Annotated in this window: 18 protein-coding genes and 1 pseudogene; 10 read left to right on the top strand and 9 right to left on the bottom strand. The window is 61.0% G+C overall.

Going from position 1 to position 15493, the window contains the following annotated elements; all coding sequences use genetic code 11:
- Positions 1–12: 12 nt before the first annotated feature.
- Positions 13–474: a carboxymuconolactone decarboxylase family protein gene (locus HGP12_RS19435; RefSeq protein ID WP_168841079.1), complete on the top strand. Its 462-nt coding sequence runs from the start codon at positions 13–15 to the stop codon at positions 472–474.
- 348 nt (positions 475–822) lie between these two features.
- On the opposite strand, the gene HGP12_RS19430 is transcribed toward HGP12_RS19435, so the two are convergent.
- Positions 823–1863: a glutamine synthetase beta-grasp domain-containing protein gene (locus HGP12_RS19430; RefSeq protein ID WP_168841080.1), complete on the bottom strand. Its 1041-nt coding sequence runs from the start codon at positions 1861–1863 to the stop codon at positions 823–825.
- Between the two features lie 446 nt (positions 1864–2309).
- Between HGP12_RS19430 and HGP12_RS19425 the strand changes: the two genes are divergently transcribed.
- Positions 2310–2501: a DUF2735 domain-containing protein gene (locus HGP12_RS19425; protein ID WP_168841081.1), complete on the top strand. Its 192-nt coding sequence runs from the start codon at positions 2310–2312 to the stop codon at positions 2499–2501.
- A gap of 24 nt (positions 2502–2525) precedes the next feature.
- Here the strand turns inward: HGP12_RS19425 and HGP12_RS19420 are convergent, their stop codons facing one another.
- Both HGP12_RS19420 and HGP12_RS19415 read right to left on the bottom strand, forming a co-directional pair.
- Positions 2526–3161 carry a YitT family protein gene (locus tag HGP12_RS19420; protein WP_168841082.1) on the bottom strand — a complete coding sequence of 212 codons (636 nt, stop codon included), beginning with the start codon at positions 3159–3161 and terminating at the stop codon, positions 2526–2528.
- Between the two features lie 106 nt (positions 3162–3267).
- Positions 3268–4212: a methyltransferase domain-containing protein gene (locus tag HGP12_RS19415; RefSeq protein ID WP_168841083.1), complete on the bottom strand. Its 945-nt coding sequence runs from the start codon at positions 4210–4212 to the stop codon at positions 3268–3270.
- A 166-nt stretch (positions 4213–4378) separates the two neighbouring features.
- Between HGP12_RS19415 and HGP12_RS19410 the strand changes: the two genes are divergently transcribed.
- Genes HGP12_RS19410 through HGP12_RS19400 form a run of 3 tightly spaced genes read left to right on the top strand, consistent with a single transcriptional unit; the run spans position 4379 to position 6516 of the window.
- Positions 4379–4645 (top strand): DUF6460 domain-containing protein, encoded by a 267-nt coding sequence (locus HGP12_RS19410; protein WP_168841084.1) that lies wholly within the window; start codon positions 4379–4381, stop codon positions 4643–4645.
- A 1-nt stretch (position 4646) separates the two neighbouring features.
- Positions 4647–5150 carry a CAP domain-containing protein gene (locus HGP12_RS19405; protein WP_168841085.1) on the top strand — a complete coding sequence of 168 codons (504 nt, stop codon included), beginning with the start codon at positions 4647–4649 and terminating at the stop codon, positions 5148–5150.
- Positions 5151–5166: 16 nt separating this feature from the next.
- A complete protein-coding gene (locus tag HGP12_RS19400; protein ID WP_168841086.1) occupies positions 5167–6516 on the top strand; it encodes an MATE family efflux transporter in 1350 nt (449 codons plus the stop codon).
- Here HGP12_RS19400 and HGP12_RS19395 read toward each other — a convergent pair.
- The gene (locus HGP12_RS19395) at positions 6492–7580 is read right to left on the bottom strand and encodes a quinone-dependent dihydroorotate dehydrogenase (protein WP_168841087.1); all 1089 of its coding nucleotides are present in this window, start codon (positions 7578–7580) and stop codon (positions 6492–6494) included. The two genes, HGP12_RS19400 and HGP12_RS19395, sit on opposite strands and share 25 nt — an antisense overlap.
- Complete coding sequence (locus HGP12_RS19390; RefSeq protein WP_168841115.1) at positions 7577–7933, bottom strand: DUF952 domain-containing protein; 357 nt, start codon at positions 7931–7933, stop codon at positions 7577–7579. The genes HGP12_RS19395 and HGP12_RS19390 overlap by 4 nt, the downstream gene beginning before the upstream one ends.
- A 105-nt stretch (positions 7934–8038) precedes the next feature.
- Between HGP12_RS19390 and HGP12_RS19385 the strand changes: the two genes are divergently transcribed.
- The 4 genes from HGP12_RS19385 to HGP12_RS19370 all read left to right on the top strand — a co-directional run bounded on the left by HGP12_RS19385 (position 8039) and on the right by HGP12_RS19370 (position 10924).
- The gene (locus HGP12_RS19385) at positions 8039–8467 is read left to right on the top strand and encodes a hypothetical protein (RefSeq protein ID WP_168841088.1); all 429 of its coding nucleotides are present in this window, start codon (positions 8039–8041) and stop codon (positions 8465–8467) included.
- A gap of 138 nt (positions 8468–8605) precedes the next feature.
- Positions 8606–9271 (top strand): helix-turn-helix transcriptional regulator, encoded by a 666-nt coding sequence (locus tag HGP12_RS19380; protein ID WP_168841089.1) that lies wholly within the window; start codon positions 8606–8608, stop codon positions 9269–9271.
- A gap of 15 nt (positions 9272–9286) precedes the next feature.
- Complete coding sequence (locus HGP12_RS19375; RefSeq protein WP_168841090.1) at positions 9287–10333, top strand: thermonuclease family protein; 1047 nt, start codon at positions 9287–9289, stop codon at positions 10331–10333.
- A gap of 177 nt (positions 10334–10510) precedes the next feature.
- Positions 10511–10924, top strand: coding sequence for a tellurite resistance TerB family protein (locus HGP12_RS19370; RefSeq protein ID WP_112343752.1), 414 nt, complete (start codon positions 10511–10513; stop codon positions 10922–10924).
- Between the two features lie 65 nt (positions 10925–10989).
- Here the strand turns inward: HGP12_RS19370 and HGP12_RS19365 are convergent, their stop codons facing one another.
- The 3 genes from HGP12_RS19365 to HGP12_RS19355 form a co-directional block, all read right to left on the bottom strand.
- Positions 10990–11835: a transporter substrate-binding domain-containing protein gene (locus tag HGP12_RS19365; RefSeq protein WP_246703486.1), complete on the bottom strand. Its 846-nt coding sequence runs from the start codon at positions 11833–11835 to the stop codon at positions 10990–10992.
- Between the two features lie 145 nt (positions 11836–11980).
- Positions 11981–12556: an acyltransferase gene (locus tag HGP12_RS19360; protein WP_168879621.1), complete on the bottom strand. Its 576-nt coding sequence runs from the start codon at positions 12554–12556 to the stop codon at positions 11981–11983.
- Between the two features lie 121 nt (positions 12557–12677).
- The gene (locus HGP12_RS19355) at positions 12678–13904 is read right to left on the bottom strand and encodes an MFS transporter (protein WP_168841093.1); all 1227 of its coding nucleotides are present in this window, start codon (positions 13902–13904) and stop codon (positions 12678–12680) included.
- Positions 13905–14009: 105 nt separating this feature from the next.
- Between HGP12_RS19355 and HGP12_RS19350 the strand changes: the two genes are divergently transcribed.
- Positions 14010–14912, top strand: coding sequence for a LysR family transcriptional regulator (locus HGP12_RS19350; RefSeq protein ID WP_168841094.1), 903 nt, complete (start codon positions 14010–14012; stop codon positions 14910–14912).
- 13 nt (positions 14913–14925) lie between these two features.
- On the opposite strand, the pseudogene HGP12_RS19345 reads toward HGP12_RS19350, so the two are convergent.
- Positions 14926–15302: pseudogene (locus HGP12_RS19345) on the bottom strand (VOC family protein).
- Between the last annotated feature and the right edge of the window lie 191 nt (positions 15303–15493).

The following is a 15493-nucleotide window of genomic DNA, read 5'->3' as shown; positions in this document are numbered from 1 at the left end:
AAGGAGAAGACCATGCATCCTCGTTTCAATTTCGGAAAAGCCTCGCCCGAATCCTACAAGGCCGTCGTCGCGCTGGAAAATTTCGTCCAGTCCTGTGGACTCGAGCGCCGCTTCATCCACCTGATCAAGCTTCGCGCCTCGCAGATCAACGGCTGCGCCTACTGCGTCGACATGCATGTGAAGGAAGCCCGGCACGATGGCTTGAGCGAACAGTGGATCAACCTGATGTGCGTCTGGTGGGAATCGCCCGTCTATGACGACCGCGAGCGCGCTTTGCTGCGCTGGGTCGACTCCGTCACCAAGATTGCCCAGACCGGCATACCGGACGCCGATTTCGAGCCGCTGAAGCAGCATTTCAGCGAAGAGGAGATCGTCAAGATCACGGTAGCGATCGGCACGATCAATATCTGGAACCGCCTTGCCGTCGGCTTCCGCTCGCAGCATCCGTTGGATGCGGCCAGCAAGGCTGCTTGAGCCTACTTCTCTGAGCATGTTATGCCCAGAGCCCTCCCTTGAACGCCGTGATCCTCGGGCTTGACCCGAGGATCCAGGCACAGGGAGGTCAGCGCGGCAAAAACGCCGCCGGCGAGAGCGCATCCTTGATGCGATACACACCAAAAACCCTCTCACATGGTCGGTAGCTTGGGCGTGGATCCGTCGGGTCAAGCCCGAGAATGACGGACCGTGGGGGGTTAGCAGCGGAGGTCCAAGAGGGACTGAGCGACAGCCGCGCCTGATAAAATTCCAAAACGAAAAACGCGGGGCGAAGGCCCCGCGTCATTTATTGGCTCTCTCGTGCTTGGCAGGCAAGCATGAAAGCTATTAGGCAGCAACCGAGCCGAAGCCAGCTGTCGGAACTTCCGAGATGGTCTTCAGAACCTGCGAAGCGATCTGGTAGGGGTCGCCTTGCGAGTTCGGACGACGATCTTCGAGGTAGCCCTTGTAATCGTTCTTGACGAAGGAGTGGGGAACGCGGATCGAAGCACCACGGTCGGCAACGCCATAGCTGAACTTGTTCCACGGAGCCGTTTCATGCTTGCCGGTCAGACGCAGATGGTTGTCCGGGCCGTAGACGGAGATGTGGGCATCCAGGTTCTTGTCGAACTGAGCCATGAGGGCTTCGAAATAGGCCTTGCCGCCGACTTCGCGCATGAACTTGGTCGAGAAGTTGCAGTGCATGCCCGAGCCGTTCCAGTCGGTGTCGCCGAGCGGCTTGCAATGGAACTCGATGTCGATGCCGTATTTTTCGCACAGACGCAGCAGCAGGTAGCGTGCCATCCAGATCTGGTCGGCGGCCTTCTTGGAGCCCTTGCCGAAAATCTGGAATTCCCACTGACCCTTGGCCACTTCGGCATTGATGCCTTCGTGGTTGATGCCTGCTTCGAGGCAAAGGTCGAGATGCTCTTCAACGATCTCGCGGGCGACATCGCCGACGTTCTTGTAGCCGACGCCGGTGTAGTACGGACCCTGCGGAGCCGGGTAGCCGGATTCCGGGAAGCCGAGAGGACGGCCGTCCTGGTAGAAGAAGTATTCCTGCTCGAAGCCGAACCAAGCGTCTTCGTCGTCGAGGATGGTGGCGCGGCTGTTGGACGAATGCGGGGTAACGCCATCCGGCATCATGACTTCGCACATGACGAGCGCGCCGTTGGTACGGGCCGGGTCCGGATAGATCGCGACGGGCTTCAGCACGCAATCGGAACTGCGGCCTTCCGCCTGCATCGTCGACGAACCGTCGAAGCCCCAAAGCGGAAGCTGCTCGAGCGTCGGAAATGCGTCGAATTCCTTGATCTGCGTTTTACCGCGCAGGTTCGGTACCGGGGTGTACCCGTCGAGCCAGATATACTCGAGCTTAAATTTCGTCATTACGCACCTCATAACAGTTAATCAAGCGAAGTAGGAAAAACTTGGCCCGGCGCGCCCGCCGGAAAATTCCTCGCTACGAACGGCTGCTAGGGGAGATGCATTTGCCGTGCCAGATCGCCGGGAAATGCCGACGCGACCGTTAAAGATTTTGCACGTCTGCCGCTCTCCTACCGGTTTCAGCGAGCTAAACGCCGGATTTCCTTTCGAGTCGAAAACCGGGGAACTGCCGAAAGCTGCCAACTTGTCGCAGGCCCGCCGATTCGGCCTGGCCCGGAAAATCGGCAGCGCATACTAGAGTAACGCAATGTAATGGCGATGAAATTGCCTATAATTTCAACGTTCAGCATTTTTTTTGAGCAAAATGCTGAAATCCGCATTCGACTTTGTTATATATGAGCTGTCTCTTTAAGCGCGCCCGCTTAGACACCAAAAGGGAGAGACATCGAATGGCAATCAGTGCTCAAAGCGAAACGGCAAAGATCTATCAATTTCCCGTCAAGGCCCGCGCCACGGCGGCGAGCCAGCGCCCGAAGGTGAACCTTACCCCGGATATCGGCCCGACCATTGCGACGGCTGCATTCGACAGCTGGTATCACGAAGAGGCGATCACCGAGACCGATCCCGGCCGCAAGCAGTAAGGCACCCGTCCATTACAAGCCCAGTCACAGGGCGATGTAGCGATCCGAACGATGATTGATCGCGACGAAGAGGTTGAGCGCGATTGCCCCGATCACCGAGCAGATGACCACAAAGGGCGTGGTCACCGCCAAAGCGACCGCGAGCACGCATAGATCGATCGCAAGCTGCACCAGCCCTGCCCTGATGCCGAACCGCTCCTGCAGATAAATCCCGAGAATACCGACGCCGCCGAGGCTGGCGCGATGGCGATAGAGCGCAAGCAGCCCGAAGCCGAGCAGAATGCCGCCGAGGACCGCCGACCACAGCGCATTGATATGCGCGACATCGAAGAGGAGCGGCTGCAGGTTGGTCAGCAGCGAGGTCAGGGCGATCGCGACGAAGGTCTTGATGGTGAAGGCCGGGCCAAGCTGTTTCAGCGACAGATAGAAGAAGGGCAAGTTGACGACGAAGAAGGCCAGGCCGAAATTCACGCCGATCGCGTAATGCAGCAGAAAAGCGATGCCGGCGGTGCTGCCGGTCAAAAGACCGGCGCTGGAAAGGCAGAACAGCCCGAGCGACGAAATCAGGCTGCCGCAAATGATACCCTGAATGTCCTCGACCCACGAATGCCGGGTCGCGGATGTATTCCAGACGCCAAAAGCGCTCTTCGCGTTCGCCATGTGCTTTCCCCTGTGTTTCAAGGCTTTTTGCTGAAAACTCAGGCGATAAGCAAGCGAAAATACGTAAGTAATGCTGACCTATTTGAAATTCGCAAGATTCGAATAATCAAGCCGATTTACTGGTAATGAACAGAATGCCATGGACCGGTTTGCCGCCATCCATGCGAATGACGCTGCGGGTAAGATCCCGCACGACGAAGCCGTGATCGGCCAGCATTTCCCTTATATAGGCTTCCGAATGCGCAAACCTCAGCGAGTCGCGCAGCACATAGCCGTCCGGCTGCTGCGCATCCTCGACCGAGAAAGCGAAGACGGCGTCATCGGCGGAAAGCTTGCGCACAATCGCCATCACGCCATGCAGATTGCCCAGATACATCAGCACGTCGGCGGCGGTGATCAGATCGGCGCGGCCGGGCGCCAGCCCGGCATCGAAAACGCCTGACAGCTCCGGCTCCTGCGACAGGTCGGCCTGGCCGAGATGGTCGTAGACGCCCTTTTCAGCCGCCTTGGCCAGCATGCCCTTCGACAAATCGTAACCCTCAAGCAAATCGACATGGGCGCGAATTTCCGGACCGAGAAGGCCGGTACCACAGCCGAGATCGACGGCGAGGCGGAAATGTTTCGGAAGACCGGCGGTCTCGGCAATCAACGCCGCAAGCTTGCCGGGCACGCTATAGCCGAGCTTCCCGACAAGCGAGGTTTCGAAACGGTCGGCATAATCATCGAACAACCGCTCGACATAGAGGCTCGGCGGCTGGTCGGGTACATCGGCGCCGCCGAGAACCGCAAGCTTCAGGCGGGCGCCGAAGACGTCACCCGCATCCAGCGCCAGCACTTCGTTCAGCGCGGCGATCGCGCCCGGCGCATCGCCGGCCTTCTCGCGATAGGTTGCAAGCGTGAACCAGCCCGCTGCCCAGCGCGGCGCCAGCTCCAGCGCCTGCTCCATCAGCTCGGAAGCACTCGCCGGCTCGCCGCTTTCGGCAAGCATCTTCGCATAATCGGCACGGCGGTCGGCAATGACATCGCCGGAGGAAAGCTGGCTCGGCAGCATGTGTTTCATCCTGTTTGACGCTCGCCTTTGAACGCGGCCACAAAAAAACTCAAGTCCTATTTCAGGCAGACGCTTGTTTGAGATGCGCGCCTGGCAAAAGTGCTTGCGAGTCGCAGGCCCCGACCCTATCTCAAGCACCACCGACTGCCATCATGGAGACGTCTGCATGTCCGATCAGGTGAACAGATTCCTTGGCGACTCGCCCGGCCGCACGCTGGTGAAGCTCATCATCGTGTCGCTCGTCGTCGGCTTCGTGATGAAGTTCTTCGGCTGGCGGCCGCTCGATTTCCTCTATGGCGTCCGCCGCTTCTTCCTCGACCTCTGGCACAGCGGTTTCGCTGCGCTCGGCGAGTTCGGCGATTATGTGCTGCTCGGCGCATCCATCGTCATTCCCATCTTTATCATCCTTCGTCTGTTCAATTATCGCCGCTGACATGACCTCCCAGACACTGACCTACACGCGCCGCGATGCGCTGCGCCTCGCCGCCCTTGCGCTCACCGCATCCGTCGCCAGCTGCGCCACGCCGCCTGCCCGGGTTTCCAATATCCCGGCCAGCGACCAAACCGCTTCGGCCCTGCCACTTGTCAATGCGCTTCGCGCCAAGAACGGCCTGCCGCCATTGAGGATCGATAGCGCCGCCAGCACCGCCGCCGTCTATCAGGCGCGGCGCATGGCCAATGCCGGCAAGATGGAACACCTGATCGGTATCGGCGACGATTTCGGCAAGCGCGTCAAGGCAAGCGGCGTCAAGCTGCCGGCAGCGGAGAACATCGCCGAAGGCCAGCACGACGTGAGCGCCGCGGTGACGGCCTGGATCAATTCGCCGAAGCATTTGCACAACATGCTCGGCAAATATGACGGCCTCGGCGTCGCTCTTGCCTATACCCCCTCTTCCGGTGACAGGCCCTATTGGTCCATGGTGCTTTCCTCGAACTGAGGAGGCGTAAGGTAACATGGATGTCCAGCAGAGGAGCGTAAGGGTCCTGCCCTTCGACGTGACGCATCGGCTTGTGCTGTCAATCGCGCTTCCGATGACGCTCGGCTTCATGACGACACCCCTGCTCGGTCTGGTCGACACGGCCGTCGTCGGCCACATGGGTCAGGCAGACGCCTTGGCGGGGCTTGCGATCGGTGCGGTGCTCTTCGATCTCATTTTCGCAAGCTTCAATTTTCTGCGCGCCTCGACGACGGGACTGACCGCCCAGGCCTATGGCCGCCACGATAAGCACGAACAGCAGGCCGTCTTCTGGCGCGCCCTGATCTCGGCGCTCGGCTGCGGCCTCCTGATCGTCCTTCTGTCGCCCCTCCTGCTCTGGCTCGGCATCACGCTGATGGGGCCGCAAGGCGGCATCGCCGAGGCAACGCGGACCTATTTCTCCATCCGCATGCTTTCGGGGCCGGCAGCCCTTGCCAATTACGCGCTGCTCGGCTTCGTGCTTGGCCGCGGCCAGGGCCGCATCGGGCTACTGCTGCAGACGGTCATTAATGGCGTCAATATCGTGCTCGCCGTGCTGCTTGGCCTCTGGCTCGGCTGGGGTGTGGCCGGCGTTGCCTGGGGCACGCTGATCGGCGAAGCGAGCGGCATGCTGCTGGGGCTTGGAATCGTATTGCGCGGCTTTGCCGGCGAGGATCGCCCACCGCGGGCGGAATTGTTCTCACGCGCCAAGCTCACGCAACTGTTCGCGCTCAACCGCGATATCCTGATCCGGACCTTCGTGCTTATCGGCGCCTTCACGCTGATGACGCGCATCGGCAACAGCTTCGGCGCCGTGATGCTGGCCGCCAATGCGGTGCTGATGAACTTCTTTCTGCTGTCGGGCTATTATCTCGATGGGCTGGCGAATGCCGCAGAGCAGATCACCGGCCGCGCGATCGGCGCCAATTATCGGCCGGCCTTCGAGCGCGGGCTGAAGCTGACCGGGCTTTGGTCCTTCGGGCTGGCGCTTGCCGCCGCCATCTTCTTCTTCACCGTCGGCCCTACCCTGATCCGCCTGCTGACCACCTCTGAAGAGGTCCGCGTTGCGGCCGGAACCTACCTTCCCTGGGCGGCGATCACAGGCTTGACCGGCGCGCTCGCCTTCCTGATGGATGGGGTCTTCATCGGCGCCACATGGTCGCGCGAGATGCGCAACAAGATGCTGCTCTCCTTCGGCGGCTATCTGATGGCGCTGGCCGTCTTCGTGCCGACGCTCGGCAATCATGGCCTCTGGATGGCCATGAACGCCTTCCTGCTGTTTCGCGGCATCTTCCTGGCCATGGGCTTGAAGAAGCGGGCCGATCAGACGTTCCGGTTCGCCCAGTAATCCAATCTGGTATCGCGCAGGTCGCGGATCGAACCGGCACGCTCGCGATCGAGCAGCTTCGAGAGATCCGTAACGATCCGGCCCGGCAATCCCGGCCCCTCGTAGACCATGCAGGAATAGAGCTGCACGAGATCGGCGCCGGCCTTGATCTTTTCCAGCGCGGTCTCCGCCGACGACACGCCGCCAACGCCGATGATCGGCAGCGCCGCGCCCACGCGGCGGCGCATCTTGGCCAGCACCGCGGTCGATTTTTCAAAGACCGGCTTCCCGGAAAGACCGCCGGCCTCCTTGGCCTGTCGCTGGTCCTTCAACCCGTCGCGCGAAAGCGTGGTGTTGGAGACAATCAGACCGTCGAGCCCGTGAGACAAGGCTTCGGCGGCGATATCGTCCATGCCCTCCTCGGTCAGATCCGGCGCGATCTTAAGGAAGACGGGGATACGTTTACCGGCCTTTACCGCTTCCTCGTCGCGGGCCGCAAGTACGGCCGACAAGAGGGCCGACAGGCTTTCGCGCGCCTGCAGATCGCGCAGGCCCGGCGTATTCGGCGAGGAAATATTGGCCGTAAAATAACGCGCCACGGAATAGAAGCGGCGGATGCCGGCGACGTAATCGGCGATACGGTCGGCGCTATCCTTGTTGGCGCCGATATTGACGCCGATGATGCCGTTGCCGCGAATCGTCTTTAGGCGCTGAAACGCTGCTTCATGACCCTCATTGTTGAAGCCGAGGCGGTTGATGACGCCCTCGTCCTCGACCAGGCGGAAGATGCGCGGGCGCGAATTGCCTGACTGCGGCTTCGGCGTCACCGTACCGATCTCGGTGAAACCGAAACCGAGCTTCAGCAATGCCTCCGGCACCTCTGCATTCTTGTCATAGCCGGCCGCCATGCCGATGGGATTGGCAAAATCGAGGCCGGCCACGGTCAGGCGCAGGCGGGGATCGGTGCTGACGCGGCAGGCCGGTACGAGGCCGGATTTCAGCGCCGCTATCGACATGCCGTGCGCCGTTTCCGGATCGAACAGGAACAGGCCGCGCCGGCCGAGATCACGAAAGGCGCCGATCATTCCGCCATCTCCGGAAAGACGTGCGCGCCATCGTCGCCAATTGGCAGCGGCTTTTCCCAGAGCACGGCCGAAAGCGGCAGCGGCGCATAGAGATGCGGGAAGAGATCGCCGCCGCGCGAGGGTTCGAACACCAGCTTGTCGCCGAGCGCGTCGCCGTCGATCGCCACCAGCAATAGGCCGGTCTGCCCCGTGAAATAAAGCTCCGCGGTTTTCTTTGCCTGCTTCGCGGTAGAGAAATGAATGAAGCCGTCGGTCAGATCGATCGCCGCGCCATGAAAAACGCCGGTTTGTCTGGCTTGCTGCCAGAGCGTGTCCGGCACGATCTTGTAAACCACTGGCATGGCAGTCATCATCCCCATGTAAAGCTGTCCTGATAGGGCTTTGCACGAAAACGGCAGCCCATGTCCACGGTTTCCGTAATGGATTTAGGATTTAACGCAGAAAATCCGGAGGATGACATGACGAAGGAACTGAAAATCGGTCTAGCGGCCATGCTGATGCCCGCTGCTTTTCTTCTGTCCACGCCGGCTCTTTCAGCCGAACCTGACGCGGCGCGCTTTCAGCTTGAGCGCAGCGGCGATCATTTCATCCGCCTCGACAAGCAGACGGGCGCCATGTCCATTTGCCAGGACCAGGGCGGCAATCTCGTCTGCCGCATGGCCGCCGACGAGCGCGCCGCCTATGACGACGAACTCGACCGCCTCGCCGATCGCGTGACGAAGCTGGAAAAGACGGTCGCTTCGGACAAGGGATCGAGCCTGCCCAGTGACGCCGAGGTCGACCGCACGCTCGGCATCATGCAGAAATTCATGCGCGGCTTCATGGGCATGGCGAAGGAATTCCAAAACGAGCAGCCGGACACCAAGCCGCAGCCGCAGAAGACCTGAAGCCGGCAAAAGGCCGCATGGTGAAAGCACGGGATAAAGGATCCTATTCCTATGCCGGCCTTTACTCGCCAACATGCCTCGGTTAACCTTTTGAAGAGTTGAGCGCCGGGCGAGCCGGCGCACGGATCCTGAGCGGCAATGCTGTCACACGAGCAGATATGGGGTGCGATCGACCGGCTTGCCGAGCGGCATGCCTTGACCCCTTCAGGCCTCGCACGCCGCGCCGGACTTGACGCCACTTCCTTCAACAAGTCGAAGCGATTGAGCCAGGACGGGCGCCTGCGCTGGCCGTCGACGGAATCGATCGCCAAGGTGCTGGATGCGACCGGAGCCAGCTTAGATCAGTTCCTGAGCTTCATCCGACCAGGCGAACCGTCGGGCACCAAGACAATGCACGGGATTTCGCCGGCTGGAAATGCCATACCGCTGATCGGCTTTGCCCAGGCGGGCGCCGGCGGCTTCTTCGACGACGGCGGCTTTCCGGCCGGTCAGGGCTGGGACATGGTGGAATTTCCCGTTGCGGCCGGGCAGAGGGCTGGTGTCTATGCGCTCGAGGTCCAGGGCGAAAGCATGTTGCCGCTCTATCGCGACGGGGATATTCTGATCGTCGAGCCAGGCGCTCAGATCAGGAAAAATGACCGTGTCGTTGTGAAGACCCGCGAGGGTGAGGTTATGGCCAAGGTCCTGCTGCGGCAGAGCGCGAAGTCGATAGAACTCCTGTCGCTCAACTCCGAACACCCCAACCGCAGCTTCGATCTTGCGGATGTGGAATGGATTGCCCGGATCATATGGGCCAGCCAATAGGAAAGTTTTCTCGTTATGCGTCGTAATATTTGGCTTGCAGGCGTGGTAAGCGCGATCGCCGGTTCTTGGTTGACCCTCGTCGCGGTTCAAATCGGTGAGCATGGCTTCGCCCTGCCTGGTCGAGGCGGCAGCGCGACGACGGCTGAGAACAAGTCCATCACGACCGCGCCAACGGAGACTGCCGGGACCGACGCAATGCCCGCAGAGGTTGCCGAGGCAGTGAAGCCCGCCGAAACGGCCAAGCGGGGCGATACGGCATCGAACAAATCGCAACCAAAGAATCAGTCGGCAGCGCAGGTGGCCAATTCCACGCAAGAAGCCACGAACGAAAAGACGACCCAGCCAGCAACGGCCACCGACAGCAATCCGGAATTATCCGTTATTGCGGTGGCGGCCGCCCAGACGCCTCAACCAACGGAGGCCGCCTCGAACAAAGCGGCCACTGCCGAGCAGGCGGAAGCCGACCCCGTCTCGGACAACCGGATACCGGCCGACCAGATCGATAGGGAAATGTCGGCAGCCGAACATCGGACCCTTCCCCCACAGTTGCCGCAGCAGGCCCAACCCAAGCCCGAGTCGCAACAGACTTCACTCGATCCGGCATCCAAGCCGCAGGGGCAGACGACGATCGAGCTTGTCCGCCCCTTCGCCGACCAGGCGGGCATATTGACCCTTGCCGGCAGGAGCGTGCAGCTGAGCGGGATCATTCCGACCGACGTCGACCGGATGTGCACCGGCCCGAGCGGCGACAGCTGGCCCTGCGGCCAGGCCGCGCGCACGGCCTTCCGCATGTATCTGCGCGGCCGCTCCATCGATTGCGATGTGCCGGACCCCGCCTGGAAGGGCATGGTCAAGGGCGAGTGCCGCTATGTCCGCGTCGATCTCAGCGCCTGGCTCGTCCGCTTCGGCTGGGCTGATCCGGAACCCGGCTCGCCGCTTGCGTCCCTTGTCGACGAGGCCAAGCAGAAGAAGCGCGGCATGTACGGAGACGATCCACGCAAGAACGGGAAATCGACGCTTGCGCCGCCGCCGGCCAAGGAAAATCCGCTCAATCCGATCTGACGCTTGCTTCCGCCACTACAGCGCCGCGCGTCATATGTGACGAGCAAAGGTCGCCGTAGCACTTTAAACCTGCTGCATAATTCCTTAAATCGATTTCGATTTAAGGAATTATGCAGTAACTTTTGCCATGAGACGCGCGACTTTTCAGTCTGCCAAATTCAAAGGACTTCGCCTGTCATGAACAAGCCGCTTTCCGCTCACGAGGCCCTGATCTACGTCATGGTACTGGCCTCGGCCGTCGACCGCACGATGAACGACCGGGAACTCAGCCGCATTGGAGAGCTCATTCACGCCCTGCCTGTTTTCAAGGGGTTCGACGACGAGAAGCTGATTTCCGTCTCCCGCGATTGCGCCAAGCTGCTTTCCAACAATGAGGGCCTGGATATCGTGCTCGAAACCGTGCGCGATACACTGCCGGCGCGCCTTTACGACACCGCCTATGCGCTTGCCGTCGAAGTCGCTTCGGCCGACCTGTCGGTCAAGGCCGAGGAATTGCGCCTGCTCAGCCTGCTTCGCGACCGTTTTGGCCTGGACAAGCTCACCTGCGCCGCCATAGAACGCAGCGCCATTGCCCGCTATCGCAAGGCCTGAAGCATTTTCCTGCTTTACGCATTCCGGACAGAAAACAGCTGGTTACTTTCCTGGAATTGCTCTGATCAGTAGAGCCCGTAAGGGAAATAGCGCAGATAGATTTCCTGCAGCCTGCCGTCGCGCGAAAGCGTGGCGAGGGCGTGGTTGATCGCGGCCGTCAGATCGGCATCCTGCTGGCGCAGCATGATGGTCATGCCTTCGCCGAGGAACTGCTGCGACAGGTAGGGGCCATCAAACAAGGCGCAGCATTTTTCCGCCTCCGGCGACGAGACCCAGAAGGAAAGCTGCAGACCGTCGGCAAAGGCGGCATCGATCTTGCCATCCTTGACGGCCGCGAGCAGTGTATCCTTGTCGTCGAACGGCACCGGCTTGATTGCGGGGAAGAAGGCGGCCAGCATGGCTTCATGCATCGTAGCCCTGACGACACCGACCGAATGGCCCGAAAGCGACGCAGCCGTGGTGCCGCTGATCGATGCCTTGAGATTGCGCATGAAGCGGGCCGGCAGCATCAGGAAGGGGCGCGAGAAGGCGAAGCTCTTGCGCAGCTCGGGCTTGACCGCGACGCCCGCGATCACCGCATCGCCCTGCGAGGCCGCAAGTGCGCCCTGCAATTCATCGAAGGGCAAGGCCTGGATCTGGCACTTGTCCGATATATCGAGTTCGTCGCAGATCTTGCGGGCAAGCTCGACATGGAAGCCCGTGAGCTTGCCGTTCTGATCGAGAAAGTTGAAGGGCGGAAAATCGATCGAGGTCAGGAAACGCAGCCTGACCAGCGTCGACAGATCGGGTTTCGGCAGGCGTTCGCGCGCATCGAAGAGGATCGGCAGGTTCGGTGGTTTCGCCTCCTGGGCGGCAACCGGCCAGGCGCAGGAGGCGGCGATCAATGCCGCATGCATCATAAGACGGGCCATGGAGATCGGCCACGAAAGGCAAACACGCATGGTCTTGATCGGCCTCCTGTCGTGGATGCACATTTCTGATTCACCGATATGATTTAGCAGAGTCATGCCGCAGGGGGAATATCGCGCTTGGCAGGGATGGCGGCAGCGCCCGCGACTACTTTTTTGCGCGGGCGAATTGTTCGACCCTTCCCGATCCGCGATCGCCGGTTTCTCCGCGCCGCTTCACAAGTCTTGCCGGAGCTCCGACATAAATGCCGTAGGGCTCGGTTTTTCCCTTGATGACGGCATTGGCGCCGATGACGCATCCCTTGGCGACATGGGCGCCGCCGAGGATCTTGGCTCCCGCCCCGATCCAGACGTCATCTTCGATGACGATCGGTTTCTTCGTCACGCCCTGAAGGCGGATAGGCTGCGAAACATCATCGAAATTATGATCGAAAGAGACGACCATCGCATGTGCTGCGATGCGCACGTCGTTGCCGATGGAGATGCCGCCGCGGCCCAGCAAAATGCTGTAATCGTTGAAGGAAACGTGATTGCCGATTTCGATGCTGCCTTCTTGCGCGTCGATGACAACACCCTTGCGGAAACTCCCCCGCTCGCCAATACGAACATCGCCGCGCTTCCAGATGATCCTGGTGCCGAACGGAACTTTCGTACTACGAGCGATCTTGAGCACACCGCTCCGAAAGATTGCTCTCAACCTGTAAAACCATGCAATGCCGCGCATTCAGACGCTCCTGACAAGGGCGCCTTCTGTCATACCCGTCTGACGCCCACCTGAAGGGTTAGGGCATGACGATGGCGATGCGGAGGCGAGGCTGCAAATGCTTGTCCCCTCTCCGCATAGTTCATGCACGCGCCGCAAGGCCGGCGATCAAGGCAATCAGCCCGAAGCCAGCCGCCGCCGCACAGACGGCAATCCAACCGCCGAAATCCCACGCCGTACCGGCAAGCGCCGAGCCCAGGGCGCCGCCGAGGAAGAAGATGCCAACGAAGAGGCCATTAATGCGCCCTCTTGCTTCCGGCTTCAAAAGATTGACGGCGCGACGTCCGAGCGTCTGGTCGCCGGTCACACCGACATCGAGCATCACGGCGCTCAGACCCAGAAAGATTAGCAATACAACTGAGTCACCGGTGCTTATCTCGCCGGCCCAGGTGGCCAGCGCCATGGCGGCGAGCACGATCAGATGCGCGGCAAGCGTCGCCGTCCGCGTCCAGCCGCGGTCGCCCATCCGGCCAAAAGCGGAGGTGGCGGCGGCGCCGCCCGCCCCGACCAGCGCGAACAGAGCGATGCCGGACTGGCCAAGGGAAAATGGCGGCTGCGCCAGACGCAGGGCAACGGAAGTCCAGAAGAGGCTGAAGCTCGCCATCATCATGGCGGCGGTGAAGGCGCGCAGCCGCAGCACCGGCTCTTCCCGCAGCAGCTGGAAGAGCGAGCCGATTAGGGCTCTATAGCTGGTACTGACCAAAGGCCGCCGTTCGGGCAGGCGTAAGGCCAGCATAGCCGCCAAAAGCGCGAGCGTTGCGGCACTCATGGCATAGAAGTTCCTCCAGCCCCAGAAATCGGCAATCAGGCTCGCCAGTGGTCGGGACACCAATATGCCGACCATCAGGCCGCTCATGACATTGCCGATCACCCGGCCGCGATGTTCTGGCGGCGCCATGGCTGCTGCGATCGGCACGAGGATCTGGATTGCCGAACAGGCCGCGCCCAGCAGAAAGAGGAAGATCAGAAGGCTCCAACCCGTCGGCGCGAGGGTGGCGGCAACGGCCATGACCAAGGCCGACAGAAGCATGCGCAACACCAGCTGCCGGTTTTCCATCAGATCCGCCAACGGCACGAGGAAAAAGAGGCCGGTGGCATAACCGAGCAGCGACGCCATGGCCACCAGACCGGCGCCGCTTTCCGAAAAGCCCAGCGACGGGCCGATGATGCCGACCAGCGTCTGCGGCGCGAAAAGATTGATGACAATGACACCGGTGGCGACGGCAAACAGCAATGTCGAGGGAGCGGCAACGGCCTCTAGCGCATCGTCTTCGTCTTCACTCGCAATGCATTCGGGCACCTGGGACATGACCTCTCCAATGATTTCTGATAATATTGATTGTCATGTTTATCGCCTTGCTGCATAATGCGGCAATTGAAATAAAATGATAATGATTATGCGAGTTCGTTCATCATGAACATTCACGATCTGGAAGCTTTCGTCGCGGTGGTCGAAACGGGCTCGATCGTTGCCGCCTCAGCGCGCATCAATCTGACGCAGCCCGGCATCACCCGGCGTATCCAGAATCTGGAAGACAGCCTTGGCATTGCCCTGCTCGACCGGCAATCGAAGCCCCTCAAGCCGACGGCGGCGGGGCGCGAGGCCTATGAGCATGGACGCCGCGTCCTGCGCTCGCTCGACGACCTCAAGGCTGGCGTTTCGCCCGGCGGTGCGATCGGTGGCGAATTCCGCCTCGGCATCATGCCCTATCTCTCGGAGGCGGCGCTCTCGGCTCCGCTCGACCAGCTGCGCGGCCAGTTTCCACAATTGACGCTGCGCATCGTCTCGGGCTGGTCGCCACAACTCATCGAGCAAGTCGCGCATAGCCAACTGGATGCGGCCACCGTCTGCCTAGCGGAGGGCGTCGAGCCGCCTGATAATGTCGTCGGCGATGTGCTCGGGGTCCACAGCGTCATCCTCGTCGCCGCGCCGTCGCTTGGCGTCCCCAAGGCACCGCAGCTTGAAGAACTCTCCCGCTTCCCCTGGATCATGAACCAGAGCGGCTGCGGCTTCCGCGCCTTCATTCATCACCGCTTCGAAGCCGAGCGCCTGCCCTTCGAGGTCGCCGTCGAGGCGATGAGCGCCGATCTGCGCATGTCACTGGTGGCGCGCGGCCTCGGCATCGGCGTGCTGACACCTGCCGCACTGGCCGACAGCCGCTGGCGCAATGCGGTCGAGATCATCGAGCCGCCCGATTTCAGCCCGAAAGTCGTCAACTGGCTGGTGCATCGCCCGCCGGCGGGACGGCTGGCGCGGCCGATTTCGATCTTCGGCGAAACGCTGGCGGAGACGCTGAAGACGAGGGGCCGTTTTTGACCTTGATCCGGCCTCAAGACCCCGGCTTGTTGATCATGGCTTCGATATTGTAGCCATCAGGATCGAGAACGAGCAGGCGTAGTAATTCGCCGTATATTCGGGACGCGGACCGGGAGCGCCGTTGTCCTTGGCACCCGCCTCAAGAGCGGCGGAATAAAAGGCGTCGACCTCCGCCCTGGTTTGAACGCGAAAAGCAACATGCAAACGCGTCAAAGGCGGTTTGCTGCCGGTGTGCTGGATCTCGAACAAGCTCTCGTCGCCCACATCGAATGCCCAGAATACGCCCTCCTTTCCGAAGGAAAGGCGATACCCTAGCGGCTCCAGGGCCTTCTCATAGAACGACTTGCTCTTCTGCAGATCGCTGACTTCAATGGTTATGTGATCAATCACCTTGAGCGCTTCTTCCAGACAATGGTGGCGAAGGCAGGCTAGAACGGTTCAGCTCTTCACGGAACACAGTACACGACTCAAACTTTACTCGGACTTCTCAGGGGTCTTCTGGGGGCATTTTGCGTCCATGCAGAGAAGGCTTTTTCCGGATTGTGGATGATCCACTCCCTGAGAGCGTCGAGACCGATGCG

This window comes from Rhizobium sp. P28RR-XV (assembly GCF_012641385.1).
Taxonomy (GTDB): domain Bacteria; phylum Pseudomonadota; class Alphaproteobacteria; order Rhizobiales; family Rhizobiaceae; genus Rhizobium.
This window is presented reverse-complemented; position numbering and strand designations above follow the sequence as displayed.

Bases quoted from the DNA above. Each gene is read 5' to 3' on its own strand.
- HGP12_RS19425 (WP_168841081.1), top strand. From the start codon at position 2,310: ATGGCAATCAGTGCTCAAAGCGAAACGGCAAAGATCTATCAATTTCCC.
- HGP12_RS19420 (WP_168841082.1), bottom strand. From the start codon at position 3,161: ATGGCGAACGCGAAGAGCGCTTTTGGCGTCTGGAATACATCCGCGACC.
- HGP12_RS19400 (WP_168841086.1), top strand. From the start codon at position 5,167: ATGGATGTCCAGCAGAGGAGCGTAAGGGTCCTGCCCTTCGACGTGACG.
- HGP12_RS19385 (WP_168841088.1), top strand. From the start codon at position 8,039: ATGACGAAGGAACTGAAAATCGGTCTAGCGGCCATGCTGATGCCCGCT.
- HGP12_RS19410 (WP_168841084.1), top strand. From the start codon at position 4,379: ATGTCCGATCAGGTGAACAGATTCCTTGGCGACTCGCCCGGCCGCACG.
- HGP12_RS19370 (WP_112343752.1), top strand. From the start codon at position 10,511: ATGAACAAGCCGCTTTCCGCTCACGAGGCCCTGATCTACGTCATGGTA.
- HGP12_RS19405 (WP_168841085.1), top strand. From the start codon at position 4,647: ATGACCTCCCAGACACTGACCTACACGCGCCGCGATGCGCTGCGCCTC.
- HGP12_RS19395 (WP_168841087.1), bottom strand. From the start codon at position 7,580: ATGATCGGCGCCTTTCGTGATCTCGGCCGGCGCGGCCTGTTCCTGTTC.
- HGP12_RS19350 (WP_168841094.1), top strand. From the start codon at position 14,010: ATGAACATTCACGATCTGGAAGCTTTCGTCGCGGTGGTCGAAACGGGC.
- HGP12_RS19375 (WP_168841090.1), top strand. From the start codon at position 9,287: ATGCGTCGTAATATTTGGCTTGCAGGCGTGGTAAGCGCGATCGCCGGT.
- HGP12_RS19355 (WP_168841093.1), bottom strand. From the start codon at position 13,904: ATGTCCCAGGTGCCCGAATGCATTGCGAGTGAAGACGAAGACGATGCG.
- HGP12_RS19435 (WP_168841079.1), top strand. From the start codon at position 13: ATGCATCCTCGTTTCAATTTCGGAAAAGCCTCGCCCGAATCCTACAAG.
- HGP12_RS19365 (WP_246703486.1), bottom strand. From the start codon at position 11,835: ATGGCCCGTCTTATGATGCATGCGGCATTGATCGCCGCCTCCTGCGCC.
- HGP12_RS19380 (WP_168841089.1), top strand. From the start codon at position 8,606: ATGCTGTCACACGAGCAGATATGGGGTGCGATCGACCGGCTTGCCGAG.
- HGP12_RS19415 (WP_168841083.1), bottom strand. From the start codon at position 4,212: ATGCTGCCGAGCCAGCTTTCCTCCGGCGATGTCATTGCCGACCGCCGT.
- HGP12_RS19390 (WP_168841115.1), bottom strand. From the start codon at position 7,933: ATGATGACTGCCATGCCAGTGGTTTACAAGATCGTGCCGGACACGCTC.
- HGP12_RS19360 (WP_168879621.1), bottom strand. From the start codon at position 12,556: ATGCGCGGCATTGCATGGTTTTACAGGTTGAGAGCAATCTTTCGGAGC.
- HGP12_RS19430 (WP_168841080.1), bottom strand. From the start codon at position 1,863: ATGACGAAATTTAAGCTCGAGTATATCTGGCTCGACGGGTACACCCCG.